Genomic DNA, 23,145 nt, shown 5'->3' on the forward strand with positions numbered 1-23,145 from the left:
GCAAGAGCGGCGATGCAGGGGGAGACATCATGAACATCAACCATTCTTTCGAACTGTCGTCCGTGATGATCGCGTTCGCGGTCATCGGCGTCGTCGTGATCGGTGGCCTGCTGGCCACGATGCATCTGAAGCACAAATATCATCCGAACCTGATCGGCGCGCTGATCGGTGCGCTGCTGTGCTTCCTGCTGATCGAGGCGCTACCGGCGCTCACCTGACGCGCTGCCCGGCGCGAGCGTTTGAAGGAAATCGTCTACGGTCGGATAGCGCAACGTCACGCACAATTCGGCCTTGAGCCGTGCGTTGGACAGGCGCCGCGACTCGCGCATGAACGACAACAGCGTCGGCTCGAGCACGCGCTCCGCATCCGCGCGGCTCACGCGCGGCGGCTTCGGCAGGCCGAGCGCCTGCGCGACCCGGTCGAAATACTCTCCCATCCGCAGTTCGGTGTCGTCCGACGCGTGCACGGCGCGCGCCGGCTTGCCGCGCTCGACCGCCCGGCGCAGGATCGCCGCGAGATCGTCCGCGTGGATGTGGTTCGTGTAGACGTCGTCGGCCGGTTCGAGCGCCGGCGTGCCGCGCTCGAGCCGCGCGACCGGCAGGCGGTTCGCCGCATAGATGCCGGGAATGCGCACGATGCGCGCGGACAGCACGCCGCGCACCGTCGCCGCACGCAGTTGCCGCTCGGCCGACACGCGCCGGAACGCGCGCGAGTTCGCGGGACGCAGCGGATGCGTTTCGTCGATGCGCGCGCCGCCGCAGTCGCCGTAGACGCCCGTCGTGCTGGCATAGACGAGCCTCGGCGCGCGAAAACCGTCGGGTACAATACGCGCTGCCCGAACGGGCGCGCCGGCCTGTCGTGCCGCGCTGCGCAGCGTTCGGAGCCGGCCGACGGCCGGTGCCGGCGGTATCGCCGGCCGACGCGCGGGCATGGACGTTGCGGCGATCAGCGCACGCGTGCGCCGGTCGTCGCGGCCGTCGGAGGGCGGCGGCGCCAGATGCAGGATCGTGCGGGCAAGGCCCGCGAGACGGCCGAGCGTCGCCCGGCGATCGAGGTCGCCGACGATCGGCGTCGCGCCCGCGGCGCGCAGTTCGTCGCGGCGGCCCGGGTGGCTCGTCAGCGCGAGGATGCGCGGGTTGCGGCGCGTCTCACGCCATTGCGCGACGCAGCGCATGCCGACGTCGCCGCAGCCGACGATCAGTACGCGCGGCCGGCGCAGGATTCGTGTCGCGATCATGTTGGTTGCGAGATCAGTAGCCGCCGTTGCGCGACGCGCAACGGTTTTGCATTGTAGCTGCCGTGCGCGACATGCACGGTCCCCCCATTTTGTTCTAGTTTGGTTCTATGGCATTCAACGTCACTCTCAAGCAAAGCGGCCGGCAATTCCAGGTCGAGTCGGATGAAACCGTGCTGGCCGCCGCGCTGCGCCAGAACGTCCATCTGCCGTACGGCTGCAAGAACGGCGCGTGCGGCTCGTGCAAGGGCCAGATCGTGTCGGGCCAGATCGAACAGGGCCCGCACGCCGCGTCGGCGCTGTCCAACGACGAACGCACGCGCGGCCTCGCGCTGCTGTGCTGCTCGAAGGCGCAATGCGATCTCGAGATCGACGTGCGCGAGATCGCCGGCGTCGACGGCGTGCAGGTGAAGAAGCTGCCGTGCCGGATCGCCGCGCTCGAACGCAAGGCGGACGACGTGATGGTCGTGAAGCTGCAGTTGCCCGCGAACGAACGCCTGCAGTACCTCGCGGGCCAGTACGTCGAGTTCATCCTGAAGGACGGCTCGCGCCGCAGCTACTCGATGGCGAACGCGCCGCACGAGGAAGGCCCGATCGAGCTGCACATCCGCCACATGCCGGGCGGCAAGTTCACCGACCACGTGTTCGGCGCGATGAAGGAGCGCGACATCCTGCGCTTCGAAGGCCCGCTCGGCACGTTCTTCCTGCGCGAGGATTCGGACAAGCCGATCGTGCTGCTCGCGTCGGGCACCGGCTTCGCGCCGATCAAGGCGATCATCGAGCACGTGAAGCATTCGGGCATCACGCGCCCGATGACGCTCTACTGGGGTGCGCGCCGCAAGAAGGACATCTACCTCGCCGAACTCGCCGAGCAGTGGGCGCGCGAGATCCCGAACTTCAAGTACGTGCCGGTGCTTTCCGAGCCGGACGGCGCCGACCAGTGGACGGGCCGCACGGGCTTCGTCCATCGCGCGGTGATCGAGGACTTGCCCGATCTGTCGGGCCACCAGGTCTACGCGTGCGGCGCGCCGGTGATGGTCGAATCCGCGCAGCGCGACTTCACGCAGCACCACGCGCTGCCGGCCGACGAGTTCTACGCGGACTCGTTCACGAGCGCCGCCGATCTCGCGCATCCGGTCTGAGCGCCGGCCGCGCCCCGCTGCGCGCCGCCGTGTCACATCCGTGGCATCGCGGCGGTTTACAGTGGGGCGCGGGATGCCTTATGCTTGCGCACATGAACCGCTTCCTGTCCGCTCTCCGACGTCGCCGCTCGCCGCTCCGCCCGGATGCCGCCGGCTCGTCACGGACTCGCGCGTAACCCTCCTCCGCTTCACCGGTTACGCACAAGCTGTTCGACCCACCAGCCACGGCCTTCCGTGGCTTTTTTATTGCCCGTTTCCCTTTCAACGCCCGCTGGAGTCTGCTGCCATGCCCCTGAACGATTATCCGATCGACTCGCTGATGTACATCACGAACCGCCCCGACATCGTGTTTACGCACGGCAAGGGGTCGTGGCTCTACGATCACACCGGCAAGCGCTATCTGGACTTCATCCAGGGCTGGGCCGTCAATAGCCTCGGCCACTGCAACGACGGCATCGTCGAAGCGCTGAAGACGCAGGCCGAAAAGCTGCTGAACCCGTCGCCGGCGTTCTACAACGAGCCGATGGCGAAGCTCGCGGGCCTGCTCACGCAGCACAGCGTGTTCGACAAGGTGTTCTTCACGAACAGCGGCGCCGAGGCGAACGAAGGCGCGATCAAGCTCGCGCGCAAGTGGGGCCGCAAGTTCAAGAACGGCGCGTACGAGATCATCACGTTCGACCACAGCTTCCACGGTCGCACGCTCGCGACGATGTCGGCCAGCGGCAAGCCGGGCTGGGACACGATCTACGCACCGCAGGTGCCGGGCTTCCCGAAGGCCGAGCTGAACAACATCGAGTCGGTCGAGAAGCTGATCACCGACAAGATCGTCGCCGTGATGCTCGAACCGATCCAGGGCGAAGGCGGCGTGATCCCGGCCACGCGTGAATTCATGCAGGCGCTGCGCGCGCTGACGAAACAGCACGACCTGCTGCTGATCGTCGACGAAGTGCAGAGCGGTTGCGGCCGCGCGGGCACGCTGTTCGCGTACGAGCTGTCCGGCATCGAGCCGGACGTCATGACGCTCGCGAAGGGCATCGGCGGCGGCGCACCGCTCGGCGCGCTGCTGTCGAAGGCCGACGTCGCGGTGTTCGAGGCCGGCGACCAGGGCGGCACGTACAACGGCAACCCGCTGATGACGGCGGTCGGCTATTCGGTCATCTCGCAGCTCGTCGCGCCCGGCTTCCTCGAAGGCGTGCGCGAACGCGGCGAGTACCTGAAGCGCAAGCTGCTCGAGCTGTCGGAGGAGCGCGGCTTCGAGGGCGAACGTGGCGAAGGCCTGCTGCGCGCGCTGCTGCTCGGCAAGGACATCGGCCCGCAGATCGTCGAGAAGGCGCGCGACATGCAGCCGGACGGCCTGCTGCTGAACGCCGCACGGCCGAACCTGCTGCGCTTCATGCCTGCCCTGAACGTGACGACCGAGGAAATCGACCAGATGATGGCGATGCTGCGGTCGATCCTCGACACGCTGTAAGGAGACCGCCGCGATGGATGCCGCCGATGCTGTCGCTATCCGCCCGTTCGAACGCGCCGACACCGATGCCGTGCTCGCGGTATGGCGCGATGCGTTCCCGCAATACGACGACGCCGCAGCGCCGCCGCACCGCGATCCGCTGCGATCGATCGAGCTGAAGCTCGCGACGCAGCCGGAACTGTTCTTCGTCGCGACCAGCGGCGCGCGCGTCGTCGGCACGCTGATGGCCGGTTTCGACGGACATCGCGGCTGGCTCTACTCGTTCGGCGTCGCGAACGACGCACGCCGGCTCGGCGTCGGCCGCGCGCTGATCGCGCATGCGGAACGCGCGCTCGCCGCGCGCGGCTGCCTGAAGATCAACCTGCAGGTGCTGCCCGGCAACGACGACGCATGCCGCTTCTACGCGGCGCTCGGCTATCGCGTCGAGGAACGGATTTCGTTCGGCAAGACGCTGTCGGCCTGACACTGTCGACCTGACGCGGCCGGCAGTCGCCTCGCTTCAGCGCGTGATCGGCCCCGCGCCCGGCAGCGGATTGCCGAGCGCGTCGGTCGGCACGGCCTGCTGTTCGAACGCCGCGAAATACGCGGCCCACTGCGTGTCGCTCACGCGCACGATCAGCGCGCCGTCCTGCCACACGTCGTTGTGATCGTTGTGGTCGTCGCCCGCGCGATGCAGGTAGTTCGGGCCCGTCGAACCCTGGTTCATGTGCGTGTCGTGGATGCCGTTGCCTTGCGCATAGGTGCGGCCGAACACGACGACGTCGAGCCCCTGCGACTGCGCCGCATTGACGAGCCGCAGCAGCGACGGGATCGGCTCCGCGTTCTCGGTGCCATCCATCACGGCGCTCGCGCGCCATGCCCCCGTGTCGTTCAGGACGTCGCTGCGCAGATAGTCGAGCGCGGGCAACGCCGTTTGGCCGGTCAGGTCCGTGTAGCCTTCGGCCGCGGCGGCGAGCGTCTGCGTGAGCGGATGGTGGAAATCGTAGACGAGCTTGTAGTTCAGCAGATCGTCCGCGTCGTTGGTGCCGACGTTGATCGCGACGTCCCAGTCTCCCGCCGGCAGCGCCAGCGTCAGGTGAACGTGATACTGGATCTCGCTGCCGTGCGGCGAGCCTTTCAGCTTCGCCACCGACTTCACCTTCGCCTTCACGAAACCGTAGTCCAGACTCATGCGTGTTCTCCAGGTGCCGATGGGTGATCGATGCTACGCGGCCCGTGTGCCGGTTTGCGGGCGACCGGCCAGGGGTGCCCGGCCAGGGGCGACCGTCCCGCCAGCCGCGCGCGTGGCGCAACAATCGAATGGCGTCGCCTGTGCGCGCGGCGTTCGACGCGAATCGCAAAACGAAAAAAAGCCGCCACGGTTGCTTCCCGTGACGGCTTTTCGACAGCCCGGGCGCGACGCACGCAACCGGACTCGTTCGCTCGATCGCTTACTCGCCCAGATACGCGGCCCGCACCTTAGGATCGTCGAGCATCTGCTTCGCGTCGCCTTCCATCGTGACCGTGCCCGAATCCATCACGTAGCCGCGGTCGGCCGCCTGCAGCGCGAGGCGTGCGTTCTGCTCGACCAGCAGCACCGTGATGCCTTCCTTCGAGATCTCGCGCACCACTTCGAAGATCTTCTCGACCATGATCGGCGACAGGCCCATCGACGGTTCGTCGAGCAGCAGCAGCTTGGGCTTGCTCAAAATCGCGCGCGACATCGCCAGCATCTGCTGCTCGCCGCCCGACAGCGTGCCCGCGAGCTGCGTCGCCCGTTCCTTCAGGCGCGGGAAGAAGCCGAACATCCGGTCGACGTCCTTCTTGATCTGCTCCTTGTCGTTGCGCAGGTACGCGCCCATCTGCATGTTCTCGATGATCGACATCCGCGCGAAGATCCCGCGGCCTTCCGGCACCATCGCGAGGCCGCGCTTGAGCAGTTCGTGCGACGGCACGCCCTTGATCGACTTGCCTTCGTACTCGATGTCGCCGGCCGAATACGGTTTCAGGCCGGTGATCGCCTTCATCGTCGTGGTCTTGCCGGCGCCGTTCGCGCCGATCAGCGTCACGAGCTCGCCCTGGCGGACTTCCATGTCAACGCCCTTGACGGCCTGGATGCCGCCGTAGTTGACCTGCAAGCCCTTGATTTTCAACATTGCCGCTGCCATCAGTGCACCCCTGCGCCGAGATATGCCTCAATCACCTTCGGATTCTTCTGCACGTCCTGCGGCAGACCCTCGGCGATCACCTTGCCGTAATCGAGCACCGTCATCCGGTTGCACAGACCCATCACGAGCTTCACGTCGTGCTCGATCAGCAGGATCGTGCGGCCGTCCGAACGGATCTTGTCGAGCAGGCGCGTGAGTTCGACCTTCTCGGTCGCGTTCATCCCGGCTGCCGGCTCGTCGAGCGCAAGCAGCTTCGGGTCGGTCGCCAATGCGCGCGCGATTTCGAGCCGACGCTGGTGACCATACGACAGGTTGCGCGACGTGTAGTCGGCGTACTGCAGCACGCCGACGTAGTCGAGCAGCTCGATCGCGCGCTCCTTGATCTCGCGCTCTTCCTGGCGCTCGGCCGGCGTCTGGAACACCGCGCCGAGCAACCCGTGCTTGGTGCGCACGTGGCGGCCCACCATCACGTTCTCGAGCGCCGTCATCCCGCCGAACAGGCGGATGTTCTGGAACGTGCGCGCGATGCCGGCCTTCGCGACCTGGTGCACGGCCGTCGGCGTGTAGTTCTGGCCGTCCAGCTTGAAATCGCCGGAGTCCGGCGTGTAGAGGCCCGTGATCACGTTGAAGAACGTGGTCTTGCCGGCGCCGTTCGGGCCGATCAGCCCGTAGATCTCGCCTTCCTTGATCTGCAGGCCGACGTCGGACAGTGCCTGCAGCCCGCCGAAGCGCTTGTTCACGCCCGAGACGGACAGTCGGATTTGCTTGTCGCTCATGTGTTTATCCCCTTGTCCGTCGATTAAGCGCGCACCGGCTTCTTGCTGTTGCGCTTCGCCAGTTTCGCGATCTTGTCCTCATGCTTCGGCGCGGGCCACAGGCCTTCCGAGCGATACAGCATGATGATCACCATCGCGAGGCCGTACAGCGCCTGACGGATCACTTCCGTATCGACGATGTCATGACCGAACAGCGCATGCTGCAGCGGGCTCATCGTCGAACGCAGGAATTCCGGGAAGATCGCGAGCAGCACCGCGCCCAGGATCACGCCCGGGATGTGGCCCATGCCGCCGAGCACCACGCAGGCGAGCACGACGATCGATTCCCAGAACGTGAACGACTCGGGCGACACGAAGCCCTGGAACGCGCCGAACATCGAGCCCGACAGGCCGCCGAACGACGCGCCCATCGCGAACGCGAGCAGCTTCACGTTACGGGTGTTGATGCCCATTGCCTTCGCGGCGATCTCGTCTTCGCGGATCGCGGCCCACGCGCGGCCGATACGCGAGTGCTGCAGACGCGTACACACCCAGATCACCAGCAGCGAGCAGAGCACGAACAGGTAGTAGTACATGTACACCGACGGCAGCTGGAAGCCGAACAGCGTATGCGTCTGCGCGAGATTGAAGCCGCCGATGTGCACCGGATCGATGCCCGTGATCCCCTTCGGGCCATTGGTGATGTTCACCGGACGGTCGAGGTTGTTCATGAAGATCCGGACGATTTCACCGAAGCCGAGCGTGACGATCGCCAGGTAGTCGCCGCGCAGGCGCAGCGTCGGCGCGCCGAGCAGGATCCCGAAGGTCGCCGCCAGTGCCATCGCGATCGGCACGATGATCAGGAACGGGATGTGCAGCCCGTTCGGCGCGAGCGCCGCGATCCACTCGAACTGCGAGGTCAGGTGCGGCGAGCTCAGCAGCGCCGCCGTGTAGGCGCCCACCGCGTAGAACGCGATGTAGCCGAGGTCGAGCAGGCCGGCGAAGCCGACCACCACGTTCAGGCCCAGCGCGAGCATCACGTACAGCATCGCGAAGTCGAGCACGCGGACCCAGTAGTTGCCGCCGGCCGAGCCGATCACGATCGGCGCGGCGATCACGAGGACGGCCGTGAGCAGGCCGATGACGACGGTCTTGGCGGTGTTGCGCTCTTCGACGAGCGACGTCGACGATTCGATCGGTTGAATGGATGTCATGTTGTTTGCTCCCCTTCCGTTACGCGCGGTCCGCGACACGTTCGCCCAGCAGGCCCGACGGACGGAACACCAGCACGATGATCAGCACGACGAAGGCGAACACGTCCTGGTAGTTGCTGCCGAATACGCCGCCCGTGAGGTTGCCGATGTAGCCGGCCCCGAGCTGCTCGATCAGGCCGAGCAGCACGCCGCCGACCATCGCGCCGCCGAGGTTGCCGATCCCGCCGAGCACCGCGGCCGTGAACGCCTTCATGCCGGGGATGAAGCCCATGTAGAAGTGCACGTTGCCGTATTCGGACGCGATCATCACGCCGGCCAGCGCGGCGAGCGCGGAGCCGATCATGAACGTCGCGGAGATCACGAAGTTCGGGTTCACGCCCATCAGGCTCGCCGTATTCGGGCTTTCGGCGATCGCGCGCATCGCGGGCGCGCTCGACGATCTCGATTGCGCGGTCGACGGCCGACTGGCGGCCCGAGCGGCCGCGCGAACGGCTACTGGAGCGCGGGCCGGCCGCGCTGACCGACGACGAGCTGATCGCGCTGCTGCTCGGCACCGGCAAGCCCGGTCACGATGTGTTCGTCATCGCCCGCGAACTGATCGGTCAATACAAGTCGCTGCGCGGATTGCTCGAATCAGGCGCCGACGATTTCGAGGCGCACCCCGGCATCGGCCCCGCGCGCTCCGCGCGGCTGGTCGCGGTCACCGAGATCGCGCGGCGCATGCTGGAGGAGAAGGCCCGGGACGGCATGCAGATCGATTCGCCCGGCGCCGTCGAGGATTGCCTGCGAATGAAGATCGGCACGCTTCCGCACGAAGTGTTCGTCGCGGTCTACCTCGACGCTCGCAACCGCATGATCGACATGGAGGAAATCGCGCGCGGCTCGCTCACGCGCATGGCCGTCTACCCGCGCGAGATCGTGCGCCAGGCGATGAAACAGAATGCCGCGGCGCTAATCGTCGCGCACAATCATCCGTCGGGCGCGGTGCGGCCGAGCGCGGAAGACCGCCGCCTGACCCGCGTGCTGAAGGACGCGCTCGAGCTCGTCGACGTGCGGCTGCTCGATCACGTCGTGGTCGGCGTCAGCGATACTTTTTCGTTCGCACGGGCCGGTTGGCTGTGTCTGTCTTTTTTCCAACCAGTTCTAGCCATCGAAGGGCCTTGTCTGTAAGGGCTACGGCGTTCTGAGTGCAGCCATGGATCACGTGGCGCCGGCAAGGTCTACCTGTACACGACGAACCCCGACACCGCGCACGGCATCGCGATGGCATGGCGGGCCGTCGCCCGCACGTCCTTCGTCAGCGCGCCGATCGAGATGCGATCGACGCCCGTCTCCGCGGCCGAACCATGATCCGGCGATCGCATCGGCCACGTTGCGCGCGATCGCTTCGTCGAAGGCCGCACCGTATTGGGCGCGGACGGCATCGAACAGCGGGGATACGGCGTCGCTCATGCGGCCCCCACGTTCGCGAACAGGGGCTGGTCGCGCTGCAGATCGCCGCTCGCCTGCACGCGCTTCTTGTGTGCAGCCAGCACGGCCTTTTCACGGGCGAGCAACGCCTTGATGCGTGCCTTCAGCGCAGCGCGCTCCTCGGCGGACGGCTCGCTGCCTGTCCGCTCCCCCATGCTTCGCGGTCGGCCGGAGTGAGTGCTTCAGCACTTACGCCGGCCCCAAGCCTCATACCAATCGCGGCGGCGCCGATCCGTCAAAAACCGGCGACCCAAATGAAAAAACCCCGCCAACGCGGGGTTTGTGACGTCCTGAGATTCTAATCGATTTCGAATCAGGCGTAGCGACGCAGGCGTGTCGCGAATTCCTGCAGCGCCTTGATGCCACTTTGTTCTGCGCGATGGCACCAATCCTGCAATTGCGCGAGAAGCTGTTCGCGCGACGCGGTCGAACGATGCCCTGGCGGTACGCACGCTTCACGGCCTTGCCGTAGCGCGCCATCACTTCGTAGCGGTTCGACAGCACGGCCTGCAGCGTTTCCTGGTCGAGCACCGTCTTCGGCTTGTTCAGGCGCGGCGTGGGCGGATGCGGATGTACATCCAGCCGATGTCGAACTCGTACCACTTGTTCGACAGCTTCGCCGACGTCGCGAACGTGTGGTGGTTGTTGTGCAGTTCCTCGCCGCCGATCACGATGCCCCACGGGAACAGGTTCGTGCTCGCGTCGGCCGAATTGAAGTTGCGATAGCCCCAGAAGTGACCGAAGCCGTTCACGACGCCCGCGGCCCAGAACGGAATCCAGACCATCTGCACGGCCCACACGGTGAGGCCGAGCACGCCGAACAGCGCGACGTCGATCACCATCATCATGCTGATGCCGAGAATCGGGTACTTCGAGTAGACGTTGCGCTCGAGCCAGTCGTTCGGCGTGCCGTGGCTGAACTTGCGCATCGTCTCTTCGTTCTTCGCTTCCGCGCGATACAGCTCGGCGCCCTCGACAGCCCGAAACCGAGGCCGACGCCCAGCCGCGAACACGCCGAGCACCGTCACGTCGATGCCGACGAGCGACAAGCCGATCAGGATCGCCGCGAACCCAGCGGCCCGACCCGCACACGACCTTCAGGTTCGCATCGAGCGTGCTCGCCGACAGGCGATCCTCGAGCACCGAGCCGAGCCACATCGCGACCATCAGCGTCAACACCCCGCGCCGGAAATCACCGACAGCAGCGTGAGGTGCGCGGTCGCGACCCGGAACTGCACGCTGTCGAGCCAGCCGAGCACGTCGCGCTGGATGCCCAGCACCGTCATCACCATCCACGATCTTCTCGACGATCGACTGCCGGCGAGCCGCTTGATCTTCGCGTCGTGCTCGCTGTCGATCAGCACCGGGTTCACGTTCGACAGCCCGCTGGAGGCCTCGGAGATGTCGAACGCATAGAGACGCCCGGTCGAGCGCATCATCGCGCCGAGCGCGAGCGTCTTGCCGCCGGCGCCCGCGCAAAAATCGACGACCATCTCGCCGCGCCGCGGCGCGACCAGCGAGCACAGCAGCTGGCTGCCTTCGTCCTGCACCTCGATCGCGCCCTCCTCGAACAGCTTCAGGCGCGTCAGCGCAGGCTTGCCGACCACGCGCACGCCGAACGGCGCGAACGGCGTCGCGCCCGCGTCGATGCCGCTCACGCGCAGCGCCTCGATCACCTGGTCGCGGCTCGCCTTCTGCGCGTTGGCGCGCAGGTCGAGCGGCGCCGGGTAGTTCAGCGCGGCGGCGAGCTGCGCAAGCTCGTCGGCGTCGAAACGGGCCGACAGCGCCTGGTGAATCCAGTCGGGCAGGTTCGTGCGAATGCGCACCGGCAGGCTCGCCGGATCGATCTTCGACACGTGCTCGAGCCACGCGGACTCGGTGTCGGACAGGAACGGCTTCAGCGCATTGCGCCCCATCGTCTGCATCAGGCCGAGCAGCGTGAGGCGCCGCGCGGGCGTGCCCGTGCCGCTCTCGGCCAGATGCGAAAACTCCATCTCCGGCGCAGCACCGCGAACACGGCCTCGGCGATCACGCCGCGCTCGGCATGCCCGAGCTTCGGGTGCGCGCGGAAGAACCGGCTCGTCGTCGCGTCGGCGGGGCCGGCGAACTTCAGCACCTCGGCCAGCAAAGTCTCGGTCTGGCCGATCAGGAATCCGTGCAGCTTCATACGCCCTCACTCGTTTCGGTTTGCGGTTGATCCGCGAAAATCCAGCGCGCCTCTCCGGGCGCCACCACTGCACGGCCGTGCTCGAGGCGCAGGCGTCCGCACGCTCGCGCCATGCAGCGCGACGCCCGCATCCAGCGCCTGCTGATGCGTGTGGATGCCCTTGAAGCTCGGCAGCAGCGACGGATGGATGTTCAGCAGCCGGCCTTCGTATCGTCTGACGAATGCGGGCGTGAGGATGCGCATGAAGCCGGCGAGGATGACGAGATCGGGCGCGAAACCGTCGCCACCCCGTGCGACGCGGCAAAAGCCAGCCCGGCCGCATCGGGCCGGTTGGCGATCACGGCGGCAATCTCGGCCGGCCAGCGTTCCTGCGCGCACGCGCGGACGATGGCCTCCATGTTGCTGCCGCGACCGGAAATCAGGATCACGAGTTTTTTCATCCGCGAATTTTACCATTCGCCCTCGCGATTCCCGCCTTCTCGGCCGTCGGGCCGCCCGAACGTTTATAATCTTCTGCTTTGCGGCATCCCACCGCCCATCCCCCGACGCTGCATCCGCTATCGTGAAAGTCTTCCGCGGCCTGCCCAACGCCGAGAGCCGCGCCCCGTGCGCGCTGACGATCGGCAACTTCGACGGTGTCCATCGCGGCCACCAGGCCCTGCTCGCGCGCGTACGCGCGGCAGCGGACGCACGCGGCCTGCCCGTGTGCGTGATGACGTTCGAGCCGCACCCGCGCGAATTCTTCAACCCGGCCGGCGCGCCGCCGCGCATCGCGATGCTGCGCGACAAGCTGGAAGCGCTGCGCGACCACGGGGTCGACCGCGTCGTCGTCGAGCACTTCAACCACACCTTCGCGAGCCAGTCGCCGCAGGCGTTCGTCGAGCGCACGCTGGTGAACGGGTTGCACGCGCGCTGGATGATGGTCGGCGACGATTTCTGCTACGGCGCGAAGCGCGCGGGCACCTTCGACACGCTGAAGGCGGCCGGCGAACTGCACGGCTTCGAGGTCGAGCAGATGGGCGTATCATGAGCAACAAGAAAGCCGATTCGAAACCGCAGGCCAAGTATCCGGTCAACCTGCTCGACACGCCGTTCCCGATGCGCGGCGACCTGCCCAAGCGCGAGCCGCAGTGGGTCAAGGAGTGGGAAGAGCGCGGCATCTACGAGAAGATCCGCGCGGCCAGCAAGGGCCGGCCGAAGTTCATCCTGCACGACGGCCCGCCGTATGCGAACGGCGACATCCACCTCGGCCACGCGGTCAACAAGATCCTGAAGGACATCGTCGTAAATGGCCGGCTTCGACGCGCCGTACGTGCCGGGCTGGGATTGCCACGGCATGCCGATCGAGATCCAGATCGAGAAGCAGTTCGGCAAGTCGCTGCCGGCGGCCGAAGTGATGAGCAAGGCGCGCGCGTACGCGACCGAGCAGATCGAGAAGCAGAAGGTCGGCTTCAAGCGCCTGGGCGTGCTCGGCGACTGGGCCAACCCGTACAAGACGATGAACTTCGTGAACGAGGCGGAAGCGTGGCAATCGCTCGACCCGCGCGAGCTGATCGGCGACGACGCGAACCTGTACGAGAAGAACCGCGACACGCTCGACGTGTGGTTCGACTCGGGCACGACGCACTGGCACGTGCTGCGCGGCTCGCACAAGGATCAGCTGCAGTTCCCGGCCGACCTGTACCTCGAGGGCTCGGACCAGCACCGCGGCTGGTTCCACTCGTCGCTGCTGACCGCATCGATGATCGATGGCCGCGCGCCGTACAAGGGCCTGCTCACGCACGGCTTCACGGTCGACGGCGAAGGCCGCAAGATGCATGAAGTCGCGAACCGTCTCGGCGCGGAAATCATCCGCCTGTGGATCGCATCGACCGACTACTCGGGCGAGCTCGCGATCTCCGAGGAAATCCTGAAGCGCGTGACCGAAGGCTATCGCCGCATCCGCAACACGCTGCGCTTCCTGCTCGCGAACCTGTCGGATTTCGATTTCGCGCAGCACGCGGTGCCGGTCGACGAATGGCTCGAGATCGACCGCTATGCGGTCGCGTTCTCGCAGCAACTGCAAACCGAACTGCTCGGCCACTACGAGGTACTGCTCGGAAGACCTCGGCGGCTTCTACCTCGACGTGCTGAAGGATCGCCTGTACACGAGCGCCGCCGATTCGCGCGCGCGCCGCTCCGCGCAAACCGCGCTGTATCACCTCACGCACGGCCTGCTGCGCGTGCTCGCGCCGTTCCTGTCGTTCACGGCGGAAGAAGCGTGGAAGGTGTTCCAGCCGGCGAGCGACACGATCTTCACGGACGAAACCGGCCAGCGGCGCGCTCGCGCCCTGGCTCGGCATTTCGCTGATCGTGATCCTGTTCGATCAGCTGTCGAAGATCGCGATCCTCAAGACGTTCGCGTATGGCGCGCAGCATGCGCTGACGTCGTTCTTCAACCTCGTGCTGGTGTACAACCGCGGCGCCGCGTTCGGCTTCCTGTCGACCGCGAGCGGCTGGCAGCGCTGGGCGTTCACCGCGCTCGGCATCGGCGCGACGCTCGTGATCTGCTTCCTGCTGAAGCGCCACGGCCATCAGCGGCTGTTCAGCGTGTCGCTCGCGCTGATCCTGGGCGGCGCGCTCGGCAACGTGATCGACCGGCTCGTCTACGGCCACGTGATCGACTTCCTCGATTTCCACGTCGGCGCGTGGCACTTCCCGGCGTTCAACCGGTCGCCGACGCGGACCGCCGGCCGAGCACAAGATGAAGAAGACGGCAACGAAGTCGTGCTGTTCGAGGCCGCCGGCCTCACGCGCCTGCCGCGCGCGCCCAAGGAAGAACTCGCGCACACGCTCGTGGCCGAAATCGCGAGCAGCGCGACTACCTGCCCGCCTACGCGACGACCGGTAGCGCCGGCCTCGACCTGCGCGCATGCCTCGACGCACCGGTTACGCTGCAGCCCGGCGCAACGACGCTGGTGCCGACGGGCCTCTCTCGACGTGGAACCGCGGCCAGACAGAGTTCGTGCTGAATCCGTTCGAACGCCTCGCGCAGCTCGTGATCGTGCCGGTCGTGCAGGCTCAACATCGCCTTTCCTTTTCACGCGCCGTCGCTTGCGGGCCGGTTGGACGATCCTCGCATAGACGGCCATCGCGACCAGCACGCCGAACAACACGGCCCCGTCGCGCCGATCTTCATGATCCAGAACGCGAGCGTGATTTCGGGAAGTTTGTTCATTCGAAGCCCTTTTTGCAGGAAACGGCGACGGTGCGGACCGGCGCGCGTTGCAGACTGGATCGAATGTAGTCGCCGCCCGCTTAACGGAACCGTAGCGACCGAAGAACGGCGCGGTCAGCGCGCGTGCTGGTGCCGGTATGAGTGCGTAGGCGAGCGTCAGCAGCACGACGAACACGACGCCGACCACCATCGTCATCCGGAACTCGCGCGTGAAAGCGGTCGTCAGCAGGATCGCCGCGACGAGCCCCGCGCCGAGCAGGCTGCCGAACGGGTGCCCCCACATCCGGAACGCGAGCGCGGGGCCGCGATACCGCGAACGGAACCGCAGGTGCGTGACGAAGATCATCAGCCACGTGAACAGCGCGCCGAACATCGCGATCGCCATCGATCACCCAGTACCAGCCGATCGCGCTGATGCACGAGAAACCCCGCGAGCGGGCCGACGTAGTGCTCGGCATAGGCGCCGAACGAGCCGGCCGTGGGGTGCGCGACGGTCATTTCCGCGAGCACGCCCATCAGCAGCAGCGCGATCAGCGCACCGATCGCATACGAAACCAGCACGCTCGGGCCGGCGAGCCCGATCGCGAAACCGCTGCCGAGGAACAGCCCCGTGCCGATCGCGCCGCCGATCGCGATCATCGCCATCTGCCCCGACGTCAGCGCGTGGCGCAACCCTTGTTCGCGCGCGACGATATCGTCGAACGACCGTTGTTGTTCTGTCACTGCGTTACCACTCCCCTGCACCACCATCGCGCCGCCGGCGCCGAATAAAACGAAACGGCGCGGAGAACTTCCCGCGCCGTTCGCATCTTTCGTCGACGTCGACCGTCACGTGGCCGCCGTTCAGCAGCTTGCCGAACAGCAGCTCGTCGGCCAGCGCACGGCGGATCGTGTCCTGGATCAGCCGCTGCATCGGGCGCGCGCCCATCAGCGGGTCGAAGCCGTGCTTCGCGAGATGCGTCAGCGTGCCGTGGTCCATCACCTGCAGCAGCACGTTGAAGATATCCGGATGCGCCTTCTCGATTTCGTCGAGCAGCAGCACGCAATGCGGCTTCTTCGTGACGGCTTCGGTCAACAGGCCACCCTGGTCGAACCCGACGTAGCCCGGCAGCGTACTTGCCGACGCCCGTCGGGCCGGAGAACAGGAACGCACCGATCGGCTTGTCCATCTTGCCGAGGCCCGCGCGCGCCATCTTGATCGAGGCCGCGAGCGCGTCGATCGCCGGATCCTGGCCGAACACGACGCTCTTGAGGTCTCGGTCCAGCGTCTGCAGCTTGCTGCGATCGTCCTGCGACACGCTTTGCGCCGGCACGCGCGCGATCTTCGAGATGATTTCCTCGATCTCGCCCTTGCCGATCGTCTTCTTCTGCTTCGACTTCGGCAGGATGCGCTGCGCGGCGCCCGCCTCGTCGATCACGTCGATCGCCTTGTCCGGCACCGCTGTTGTCTCCATCGGCGTGAAGTCGTCGTTCAGCAGCACCACCTTGTACATCGAAGGCGGCTTGAGCTTCTGCTGCTTGCGTTCCAGGACGGTACTGTCCTGCGATAATCGCCATACACCCATTCTAAACAACTCGGACAGGCCCGCAATCCTGCCATTACCCGACCGACCGGCCGGCGCCCTCCCCGGTATCCCGGAACACACGACCGCCTTCGCGCCATACGAAAGCCGGCTGCGGTGCCGGCTTTCACGCATGGCGCGGAACACGAACCGTCTGGGGGATTCGCACCGGAACGTCGTGTCCGCATCCAGTATCCCACAAGCCGGGACGACTCGAACGCGTGTCACTCGAGCCTGGTATATGAGCCGATTATGCGGCTTTTCAAGCCCGCGCGCTTGGCCGCATGCTGCGAAGCAAAGCCGGAAAAACCCTGAAAATGGGTTCTTTACAACGACCCTCTAAACGTCTAAAAATTCCACTTGACACTCCAATAAAGAGCGCCAACAATCAAGCTGGCACTTTTTTCAATTTGCCGATTGGCGAAACGAAAGAGGCCGAGGTGAGCTTGTGAGGGTGGAACGGGTGATCCATGTCTGTCGTATTGCGGATCTCCCAGCGCTCGACGTCGCCGCGGCGGCTCGTCAGGGTCGCGCGGTGCGGCGCGTAAGTGTCGCCGTTGATCGTGAAGCGCATGCCCGCCGGGCGGCCGTGCGCGCCGCCCTTCATCATCGCGTTCGCCCAGCGGCGGCACCGCGCGCAGCGTGGCAGGCAGCGCGCGGGCCTCGGCGGGCGCGAATGCCACATCGGCCAGCGCCAGCGCCGGATCGGGCGGCAGGCTGCCGTGGCCGTCGTCGTGCGACATCGCCATCTTGCGACGGTCGTACTCGGCTGCCTGCAGCACCGCGCGTGACGCACGGTCGCCGGCGCGCACCAGCAGTTCCGCGCGCTCGCCCGGCGCAATCAGCAGCGACGTCACGCGCCGCGGCGTGTCGAACAAGCCGCCGTCGGTGCCTGCATGCTCGAACGCGCGACCGTCGTCGAACGCGATGCGCAGATAGCGTGCGCTGCACGCGTTCCACACCCGCCAGCGCTCGTCGCCGGCGATGTCGATACGCGGCCGGCGCGCGCCGTTGACGAGCACGAATTGACCTTCCCGACCGTTCATCCAGTCCCATGTCGCGCGCACGACGAGCGGGCCGGCCAGCCCGCAACGGCGCGTTCTCGTGCCCGGAAGTCGCGGCCGATCGCATCTCCCGCGGCGACTGCGGAACTACAGCGGCACGATCGACAGCATCTTCGCGCTGGTGCCCAGTTCCATGATCGGGAACAGGTCGGTCAGGTAGTCGCGCAGCACGTTGCCCGTGACCGAGATCGTGTCCTTGCCCGCACGGATGCGCTCGAGCGAGAAGCGGGTCGCATCTTGCGGCGTCATGATGCGGATGTCGAGGCCGTTCGTGTCGTGATCCTTCAGGTAGCGCTCGACCTTCGCGATGATCTGCGCATCGTGCGCGCGCGCCGGATCGAGCCAGAACACGGCCGGCGCGCCGGTCGCGCGGGCGCGGTTGACCGCGAGCTTGACCCAGTCCTGCACCGGTGCGTCCTTCGTCTGGCACATGCGCCAGATGTCGCCTGCCTCGACCGCGTGCTCGAGCAGCACGTTGCCGGCTTCGTCGGTGACGCGCACGACGCCGTCCGCCGGAATCTGGAACGTCTTGTCATGCGAACCGTATTCCTCGGCCGCCTGCGCCATCAGGCCGACGTTCGGCACGCTGCCCATCGTGACCGGATCGAACGCGCCGTGCTGCTTGCAATCCTCGATCACGGCCTGGTACACACCCGCGTAGCAGCGGTCCGGAATCACGGCCTTCGCGTCGTACAGCTGGCGTCCGGGCCCCACATGCCGCCCGAATCGCGGATCATCGCCGGCATCGATGCGTCGACGATCACGTCGCTCGGCACGTGCAGGTTCGTGATGCCCTTGTCCGAGTTGACCATCGCGAGACGCGGGCGCACCGCGTACTCGGCCTTGACGTCGGCTTCGATCGCTTCACGCGTGTCGGCCGGCAGATCCTTCAGGCGCGCGTACAGGTCGCCGATCCCGTTGTTCGGGTTGAAGCCGACCTTCGCCAGCACGTCCGCGTGCTTCGCGAGCGCGTCGCGGTAGAACACCGACACGAAGTGACCGAACAGGATCGGGTCCGAGACCTTCATCATGGTCGCCTTCAGGTGCACCGAGAACAGCACGTCCTGCGCCTTCGCGTCGGCGATCTGCGCCTCGATGAAGCTGCGCAGCGCGTTGCGGCTCATCACCGACGCGTCGATCACTTCACCGGCCTTCACGGCCGTCTTTTCCTTCAGCACCTTCTTCGCGCCGTCGGTGGTCGTCAGTTCGATCTTCACGCTGCCGGCATCGGCGATCAGCGCCGACTTCTCGCTGCCGTAGAAGTCGCCTTCGGTCATGTGCGCGACGTGCGCCTTCGACGTGGCCTTCCACGCGCCCATCTTGTGCGGATGCTTGCGTGCGTAGTTCTTGCTTGACCGACGGATCGGATAGGCCGGCAGCGCGTAGCCCTGCGCCTGCAGTTCGGCGATCGCGGCCTTCAGCTGCGGCACCGATGCGCTGATGTTCGGCAGCTTGATGATGTTCGCCTCCGGCTTCAGCGTGAGCTGGCCCAGCTCGGCCAGATCGTCGGAACCCTTCCAGGGTCTGCGAATGCCGCAATGATGCGGCCGGCGAGCGAGATGTCGCGCGTTTCGACGGCGACGCCGGACGAACGCGTGAAGGCCTTGACGATCGGCAGCAGCGAATAGGTCGCGAGCGCCGGCGCTTCGTCGGTGAGGGTGTAGATGATCTTGGGCGAAGTGGACATGGTGGTCAAAGCATTGCTACGTGATGATGGGACTGAGGAGCGCCGGCGATAACCGGCGGGGAGCGACCGGGTCGATCGCGAAAGGGGTGCGCCGGCTCAGCCGGGCGGTGGTGTTGCGAGGGCCGTCATGTTCTACCTTGCAGGGCATGCGGCCGCCTCGCGGCGCCGCGGCCCGCATGCCGGGCCACCCTGCCAACAAACCTGCCATCCATGAAACGCTCCGGCGCCGGCAGTCAGCGCCGGGGCAGCCGGCAACCTGCCGGCCCACCCCGGAAGGGGTCTTACATGTTCTCGATCAGCACTTCGCCGAAGCCGGAGCACGACACCTGCGTCGCACCTTCCATCAGCCGCGCGAAATCGTACGTGACGCGCTTCTGCAGAATCGACTTCTCCATCGCGGCGATGATCGTGTCGGCTGCTTCCGTCCAGCCGAGGTGGCGCAGCATCATTTCCGCCGACAGGATCTCGGAACCCGGGTTCACGTAATCCTTGCCCGCGTACTTCGGCGCCGTGCCGTGCGTCGCCTCGAACATCGCGACCGAATCCGACAGGTTCGCGCCCGGCGCGATCCCGATGCCGCCGACCTGCGCGGCCAGCGCGTCGGAGATGTAGTCGCCGTTCAGGTTCAGCGTCGCGATCACGTCGTATTCGGCCGGGCGCAGCAGGATCTGCTGCAGGAAAGCATCGGCGATCGAATCCTTGATCACGATCTCGTTGCCCGTCTTCGGGTTCTTCACGCGCATCCACGGGCCGCCGTCGATCAGCTCGCCGCCGAATTCCTTCTGCGCGAGCGCGTAGCCGGCGTCACGGAACAGGCCTTCCGTGAACTTCATGATGTTGCCCTTGTGCACCAGCGTGACCGACTTGCGATCGTTGTCGATCGCATACTGGATCGCCTTGCGCACGAGGCGCTCGGTGCCTTCGGTCGACACGGGCTTCACGCCGATCCCCGAGGTTTCCGGGAAGCGGATCTTCTTCACGCCCATCTCGTCCTGCAGGAATTTGATCACCTTCTTCGCCTGCTCGGAGCCCGCAGCCCATTGAAGTAGGCACACGTAGAGATCAAGCTCCTGGCGCAGCGCGACGTTCAGCGAACGGATGCCGCCGCCGACCGGGGTCGGCCCCGGGCGCGGCATGGCCACCCCGTGACGACAACAGCGAGCCGCTATTCTAGCGCCCCAACCGGGCACTTCGGCGCGAACCGCGGCTGGCGCGCATCGCGTACCATGCGGGTCTCGTTTTCAAGACAGGAGCCATGCCGTGTCATTCTCCCTGCGCTCGTCGCTCGGCCGCCTTGCGCGCGCCGCCGTGTTTCCCGCCGCCCTCGCCGTCCTCGCGCTTCGAATATCGGGATCAGCGCTCACATCGATGCCGGCAAGACCACGACGACCACTGTTTACACCGAAGATCGGTGAGCACGACGCGCGGCCCGATGGACTGGATGGAGCAGGAGCAGGAACGCGGCATCACGATCACGTCGGCGGCCATCCGGAACACCGGATCAACATCATCGACACGCCCGGGCACGTCGACTTCACGATCGAAGTCGAGCGCTCGATGCGCGTGCTCGACGGCGCGTGCATGGTCTACGACTCGGTCGGCGGCGTGCAGCCGCAATCGGAAACCGTGTGGCGCCAGGCGAACAAGTACAAGGTGCCGCGCATCGCGTTCGTCAACAAGATGGACCGGATCGGCGCCGACTTCTTCCGCGTGCAGAAGCAGATCGGCGAGCGCCTGAAAGGCGTCGCCGTGCCGATCCAGATTCCGATCGGCGCGGAAGATCATTTCCAGGGCGTCGTCGATCTGGTGAAGATGAAGGCGATCGTGTGGGACGACGAAAGCCAGGGCGTGAAGTTCACGTACGAGGACATCCCCGCGAACCTCGTCGAGCTCGCGCACGAATGGCGCGAGAAGATGGTCGAGGCCGCCGCGGAAGCGAGCGAGGAACTGCTCGAGAAGTATCTGCACGACCATGAATCGCTGACCGAGGACGAGATCAAGGCCGCGCTGCGCCAGCGCACGATCGCCAACGAGATCGTGCCGATGCTGTGCGGCAGCGCGTTCAAGAACAAGGGCGTGCAGGCGATGCTCGACGCGGTGATCGACTACCTGCCGTCGCCGGTCGACGTGCCCGCGATCCTCGGCCACGACTTCGCCGATCCGGACAAGCCGGCGGAACGTCATCCGAGCGACGACGAGCCGTTCTCGTCGCTCGCGTTCAAGATCATGACCGACCCGTTCGTCGGCCAGCTGATCTTCTTCCGCGTGTATTCGGGCGTCGTCGAGTCGGGCGACACGGTGCTCAACGCGACGAAGGACAAGAAGGAGCGGCTCGGCCGGATCCTGCAGATGCACGCGAACGAGCGCAAGGAAATCAAGGAAGTACGCGCGGGCGACATCGCGGCGGCGGTCGGCCTGAAGGAAGCGACGACCGGCGACACGCTGTGCGACCCGGCCAAGCCGATCATCCTCGAGAAGATGGAATTCCCGGAGCCGGTGATCTCGCAGGCCGTCGAGCCGAAGACGAAGGCCGACCAGGAAAAGATGGGTCTCGCGCTGAACCGTCTCGATCCGCCGCGCAGGCGAGCCAGGGGCTGCCGGTCTATACGGTCATGCTGTTTCGGGCCCCGTGCGCGACACGCTCGATGCGCTCGGCGAACGCTTCGGCTCGATCGGCTACGGGATCGTCGCGCTGTTCCTCGTCTGCTGGATTGCGTCGATCCTGTTTCATCGCTGGCAACGCGCGGCCGACGCGCCGGCACGCTGAACGACGCCCCCGGTCAGCGCCCGCCTTTCACGACGGGCCCGAGGCCGATGGCACGAATCTCGCAGAGTGAGATTCGCACGGCGGGCCCGCGTGCCGATCCGCGTTCACGGCTGACGTCCAGCGTCGGCCCGAAGGCGATCGGCCGACGATAGGACAACGAATCTTTTACGCCCCCCTGCACCACACGTAAATCGTCGCGCGGCTACGAGGCATCGCGCGCATGGGGAGGCCATGATGCATAAAACGAAACAACCGTTCCGCGCGGCGGGACGGCGCCCTCGTGCAACCTTGCTGGCCGTGGCCGCGTTCGCGTGCTGCTGCTCGTATGCCGTCGCACAGAACACGACGCCTGACGCCGCGCCCGGCGCGAATGCCAGCGCGGACACCATCATGACGCTGGTCGAGAACGCATCGCCGTGCGCCGCCAATCCGGCCGCGTGCGCGGTAGACGTTTACGCCGGCGGGGGCGTCGGTAATGGCGGCGCCGGTGCGGGCGGCAGCGGGAACGGCGGCGGCACCGGGAATGGGAGCGGGAGCGGCGGCAACAACGGGAACGGCGCCGTCGGACCTGCCGGTGTCGGCGGAACGACAGGCGGAACAACAGGCAGTACGAACGGCACCGGCCGCGGAGGCAATGCATCCGGCAACGGTGGCTCTGGGGGTGGTACTTCAGGGGGTGGTCCCGAAGCCCGGCTGCGCGAGCACCCATGCCAGTGCGACGCGCATCACCGACACGCCGCGCAGCCGCGCGATTTCGTCGAGCGGCGAGCGCTTCGGCAGCCGCCCGTGATCGACCGGGCTGTACGCCATCGCCGGGATCCGACGATCGGCCAGCCACGCATGTCGGCCGTATCGAAATTGCTCACGCCCCAGTGCCGGATCTTGCCCGCACGCTGCAACGCATCGAAACCCTCGACCGTTTCCGCGAGCGGCACCGAACCGCGCCAGTGCAGCAGGTACAGGTCGAGGCGATCGGTACGCAGGCGCTTGCGGCCGAGCTTGGTCTTGTGCACGAGCAGCAGCAGGCCGCCCATCACGATGAACGCGACCGCGATGATCACGATTTCGGTGACCGAGATCACGGCGCCGGGCGTCGTGTCGGTGGCCTTGATCACGTTGATCGGATCGGTCGGCAGCAATTGCGGGAACGGCAGCGGGTTGCGCGACCAGATGATCATCGCAGCCGTCTGCAGCAGGATCGACACACCGATCGCGGTGATCAGCGGCGCAAGGCGCGGCGCGCGGCG

General features: G+C 66.4%; 12 protein-coding genes and 17 pseudogenes. 12 read left to right on the forward strand and 17 right to left on the reverse strand.

Going from position 1 to position 23,145, the window contains the following annotated elements:
• The first annotated feature begins 29 nt into the window (after positions 1-29).
• A complete protein-coding gene (locus AC3IFE_RS25150; protein ID WP_089468230.1) occupies positions 30-218 on the forward strand; it encodes a hypothetical protein in 189 nt (62 codons plus the stop codon).
• On the opposite strand, the gene AC3IFE_RS25155 is transcribed toward AC3IFE_RS25150, so the two are convergent.
• Positions 201-1,238, reverse strand: coding sequence for an NAD-dependent epimerase/dehydratase family protein (locus tag AC3IFE_RS25155; protein WP_489192718.1), 1,038 nt, complete (start codon positions 1,236-1,238; stop codon positions 201-203). The two genes, AC3IFE_RS25150 and AC3IFE_RS25155, sit on opposite strands and share 18 nt — an antisense overlap.
• A 107-nt stretch (positions 1,239-1,345) precedes the next feature.
• Between AC3IFE_RS25155 and AC3IFE_RS25160 the strand changes: the two genes are divergently transcribed.
• From AC3IFE_RS25160 to AC3IFE_RS25170, 3 genes are all read left to right on the forward strand, one after another.
• A complete protein-coding gene (locus AC3IFE_RS25160; RefSeq protein ID WP_489192720.1) occupies positions 1,346-2,377 on the forward strand; it encodes a CDP-6-deoxy-delta-3,4-glucoseen reductase in 1,032 nt (343 codons plus the stop codon).
• Between the two features lie 286 nt (positions 2,378-2,663).
• Positions 2,664-3,848, forward strand: a complete 1,185-nt coding sequence (locus AC3IFE_RS25165) for an acetylornithine transaminase (RefSeq protein WP_489192722.1) — start codon at positions 2,664-2,666, stop codon at positions 3,846-3,848.
• 13 nt (positions 3,849-3,861) lie between these two features.
• Complete coding sequence (locus tag AC3IFE_RS25170) at positions 3,862-4,311, forward strand: GNAT family acetyltransferase (protein ID WP_301738706.1); 450 nt, start codon at positions 3,862-3,864, stop codon at positions 4,309-4,311.
• Positions 4,312-4,347: 36 nt separating this feature from the next.
• On the opposite strand, the gene AC3IFE_RS25175 is transcribed toward AC3IFE_RS25170, so the two are convergent.
• The 5 genes and pseudogenes from AC3IFE_RS25175 to AC3IFE_RS25195 form a co-directional block, all read right to left on the reverse strand.
• Positions 4,348-5,019: a DUF2278 family protein gene (locus AC3IFE_RS25175; protein WP_301738707.1), complete on the reverse strand. Its 672-nt coding sequence runs from the start codon at positions 5,017-5,019 to the stop codon at positions 4,348-4,350.
• A gap of 259 nt (positions 5,020-5,278) precedes the next feature.
• Positions 5,279-5,995 (reverse strand): ABC transporter ATP-binding protein, encoded by a 717-nt coding sequence (locus tag AC3IFE_RS25180; RefSeq protein ID WP_089468236.1) that lies wholly within the window; start codon positions 5,993-5,995, stop codon positions 5,279-5,281.
• Complete coding sequence (locus tag AC3IFE_RS25185; protein WP_059576822.1) at positions 5,995-6,771, reverse strand: ABC transporter ATP-binding protein; 777 nt, start codon at positions 6,769-6,771, stop codon at positions 5,995-5,997. The genes AC3IFE_RS25180 and AC3IFE_RS25185 overlap by 1 nt, the downstream gene beginning before the upstream one ends.
• A gap of 23 nt (positions 6,772-6,794) precedes the next feature.
• A complete protein-coding gene (locus AC3IFE_RS25190) occupies positions 6,795-7,964 on the reverse strand; it encodes an ABC transporter permease subunit (protein WP_301738708.1) in 1,170 nt (389 codons plus the stop codon).
• A gap of 19 nt (positions 7,965-7,983) precedes the next feature.
• Positions 7,984-8,388 (reverse strand): annotated as a pseudogene (locus AC3IFE_RS25195) (branched-chain amino acid ABC transporter permease); the annotation flags it as partial.
• 14 nt (positions 8,389-8,402) lie between these two features.
• On the opposite strand from AC3IFE_RS25195, the gene radC reads away from it, so the two are divergent.
• Positions 8,403-9,134, forward strand: a complete 732-nt coding sequence (gene radC / locus AC3IFE_RS25200) for a RadC family protein (protein WP_489192809.1) — start codon at positions 8,403-8,405, stop codon at positions 9,132-9,134.
• Positions 9,135-9,293: 159 nt separating this feature from the next.
• Here radC and AC3IFE_RS25205 read toward each other — a convergent pair.
• From AC3IFE_RS25205 to purN, 5 genes and pseudogenes are all read right to left on the reverse strand, one after another.
• Positions 9,294-9,416, reverse strand: a pseudogene (locus AC3IFE_RS25205) (nicotinate-nucleotide diphosphorylase (carboxylating)); the annotation flags it as partial.
• On the reverse strand, positions 9,413-9,589 hold the full coding sequence (locus tag AC3IFE_RS25210; RefSeq protein ID WP_489192814.1) for a hypothetical protein: 177 nt from the start codon (positions 9,587-9,589) through the stop codon (positions 9,413-9,415). The pseudogene AC3IFE_RS25205 and the gene AC3IFE_RS25210, both read right to left, overlap by 4 nt.
• A gap of 158 nt (positions 9,590-9,747) precedes the next feature.
• Positions 9,748-10,411: pseudogene (locus AC3IFE_RS25215) on the reverse strand (DesA/ISL3 alpha bundle tail domain-containing protein); the annotation flags it as partial.
• Positions 10,412-10,750: 339 nt separating this feature from the next.
• A pseudogene (locus tag AC3IFE_RS25220) lies at positions 10,751-11,601 on the reverse strand (RsmB/NOP family class I SAM-dependent RNA methyltransferase); the annotation flags it as partial.
• A 99-nt stretch (positions 11,602-11,700) separates the two neighbouring features.
• A pseudogene (gene purN, locus AC3IFE_RS25225) lies at positions 11,701-12,041 on the reverse strand (phosphoribosylglycinamide formyltransferase); the annotation flags it as partial.
• 122 nt (positions 12,042-12,163) lie between these two features.
• On the opposite strand from purN, the pseudogene AC3IFE_RS25230 reads away from it, so the two are divergent.
• The 4 pseudogenes from AC3IFE_RS25230 to AC3IFE_RS25245 form a co-directional block, all read left to right on the forward strand.
• Positions 12,164-12,622, forward strand: a pseudogene (locus AC3IFE_RS25230) (adenylyltransferase/cytidyltransferase family protein); the annotation flags it as partial.
• A 5-nt stretch (positions 12,623-12,627) separates the two neighbouring features.
• A pseudogene (locus AC3IFE_RS25235) lies at positions 12,628-13,904 on the forward strand (class I tRNA ligase family protein); the annotation flags it as partial.
• 37 nt (positions 13,905-13,941) lie between these two features.
• Positions 13,942-14,310 (forward strand): annotated as a pseudogene (gene lspA, locus AC3IFE_RS25240) (signal peptidase II); the annotation flags it as partial.
• A gap of 155 nt (positions 14,311-14,465) precedes the next feature.
• A pseudogene (locus AC3IFE_RS25245) lies at positions 14,466-14,659 on the forward strand (dCTP deaminase/dUTPase family protein); the annotation flags it as partial.
• Between the two features lie 273 nt (positions 14,660-14,932).
• Here the strand turns inward: AC3IFE_RS25245 and AC3IFE_RS25250 are convergent.
• The 5 pseudogenes from AC3IFE_RS25250 to icd all read right to left on the reverse strand — a co-directional run.
• Positions 14,933-15,541: pseudogene (locus AC3IFE_RS25250) on the reverse strand (hypothetical protein).
• 4 nt (positions 15,542-15,545) lie between these two features.
• A pseudogene (locus tag AC3IFE_RS25255) lies at positions 15,546-16,257 on the reverse strand (AAA family ATPase); the annotation flags it as partial.
• Positions 16,258-16,828: 571 nt separating this feature from the next.
• A pseudogene (locus AC3IFE_RS25260) lies at positions 16,829-17,468 on the reverse strand (multicopper oxidase family protein); the annotation flags it as partial.
• A gap of 66 nt (positions 17,469-17,534) precedes the next feature.
• A pseudogene (locus AC3IFE_RS25265) lies at positions 17,535-19,131 on the reverse strand (NADP-dependent isocitrate dehydrogenase); the annotation flags it as partial.
• 281 nt (positions 19,132-19,412) lie between these two features.
• Positions 19,413-20,258, reverse strand: a pseudogene (gene icd / locus AC3IFE_RS25270) (NADP-dependent isocitrate dehydrogenase); the annotation flags it as partial.
• A gap of 219 nt (positions 20,259-20,477) precedes the next feature.
• Between icd and AC3IFE_RS25275 the strand changes: the two are divergent.
• The 3 pseudogenes from AC3IFE_RS25275 to AC3IFE_RS25285 form a co-directional block, all read left to right on the forward strand.
• A pseudogene (locus AC3IFE_RS25275) lies at positions 20,478-21,699 on the forward strand (elongation factor G); the annotation flags it as partial.
• A 52-nt stretch (positions 21,700-21,751) separates the two neighbouring features.
• A pseudogene (locus AC3IFE_RS25280) lies at positions 21,752-21,898 on the forward strand (HoxN/HupN/NixA family nickel/cobalt transporter); the annotation flags it as partial.
• A 234-nt stretch (positions 21,899-22,132) separates the two neighbouring features.
• A pseudogene (locus AC3IFE_RS25285) lies at positions 22,133-22,579 on the forward strand (hypothetical protein); the annotation flags it as partial.
• A gap of 44 nt (positions 22,580-22,623) precedes the next feature.
• Here the strand turns inward: AC3IFE_RS25285 and AC3IFE_RS25290 are convergent.
• A partial coding sequence (locus AC3IFE_RS25290; protein ID WP_489192726.1) for an aldo/keto reductase occupies positions 22,624-23,145 on the reverse strand: 522 nt, incomplete at its 5' end.

The sequence above is a fragment of the Burkholderia sp. APQ4-4ca genome (assembly GCF_057837105.1).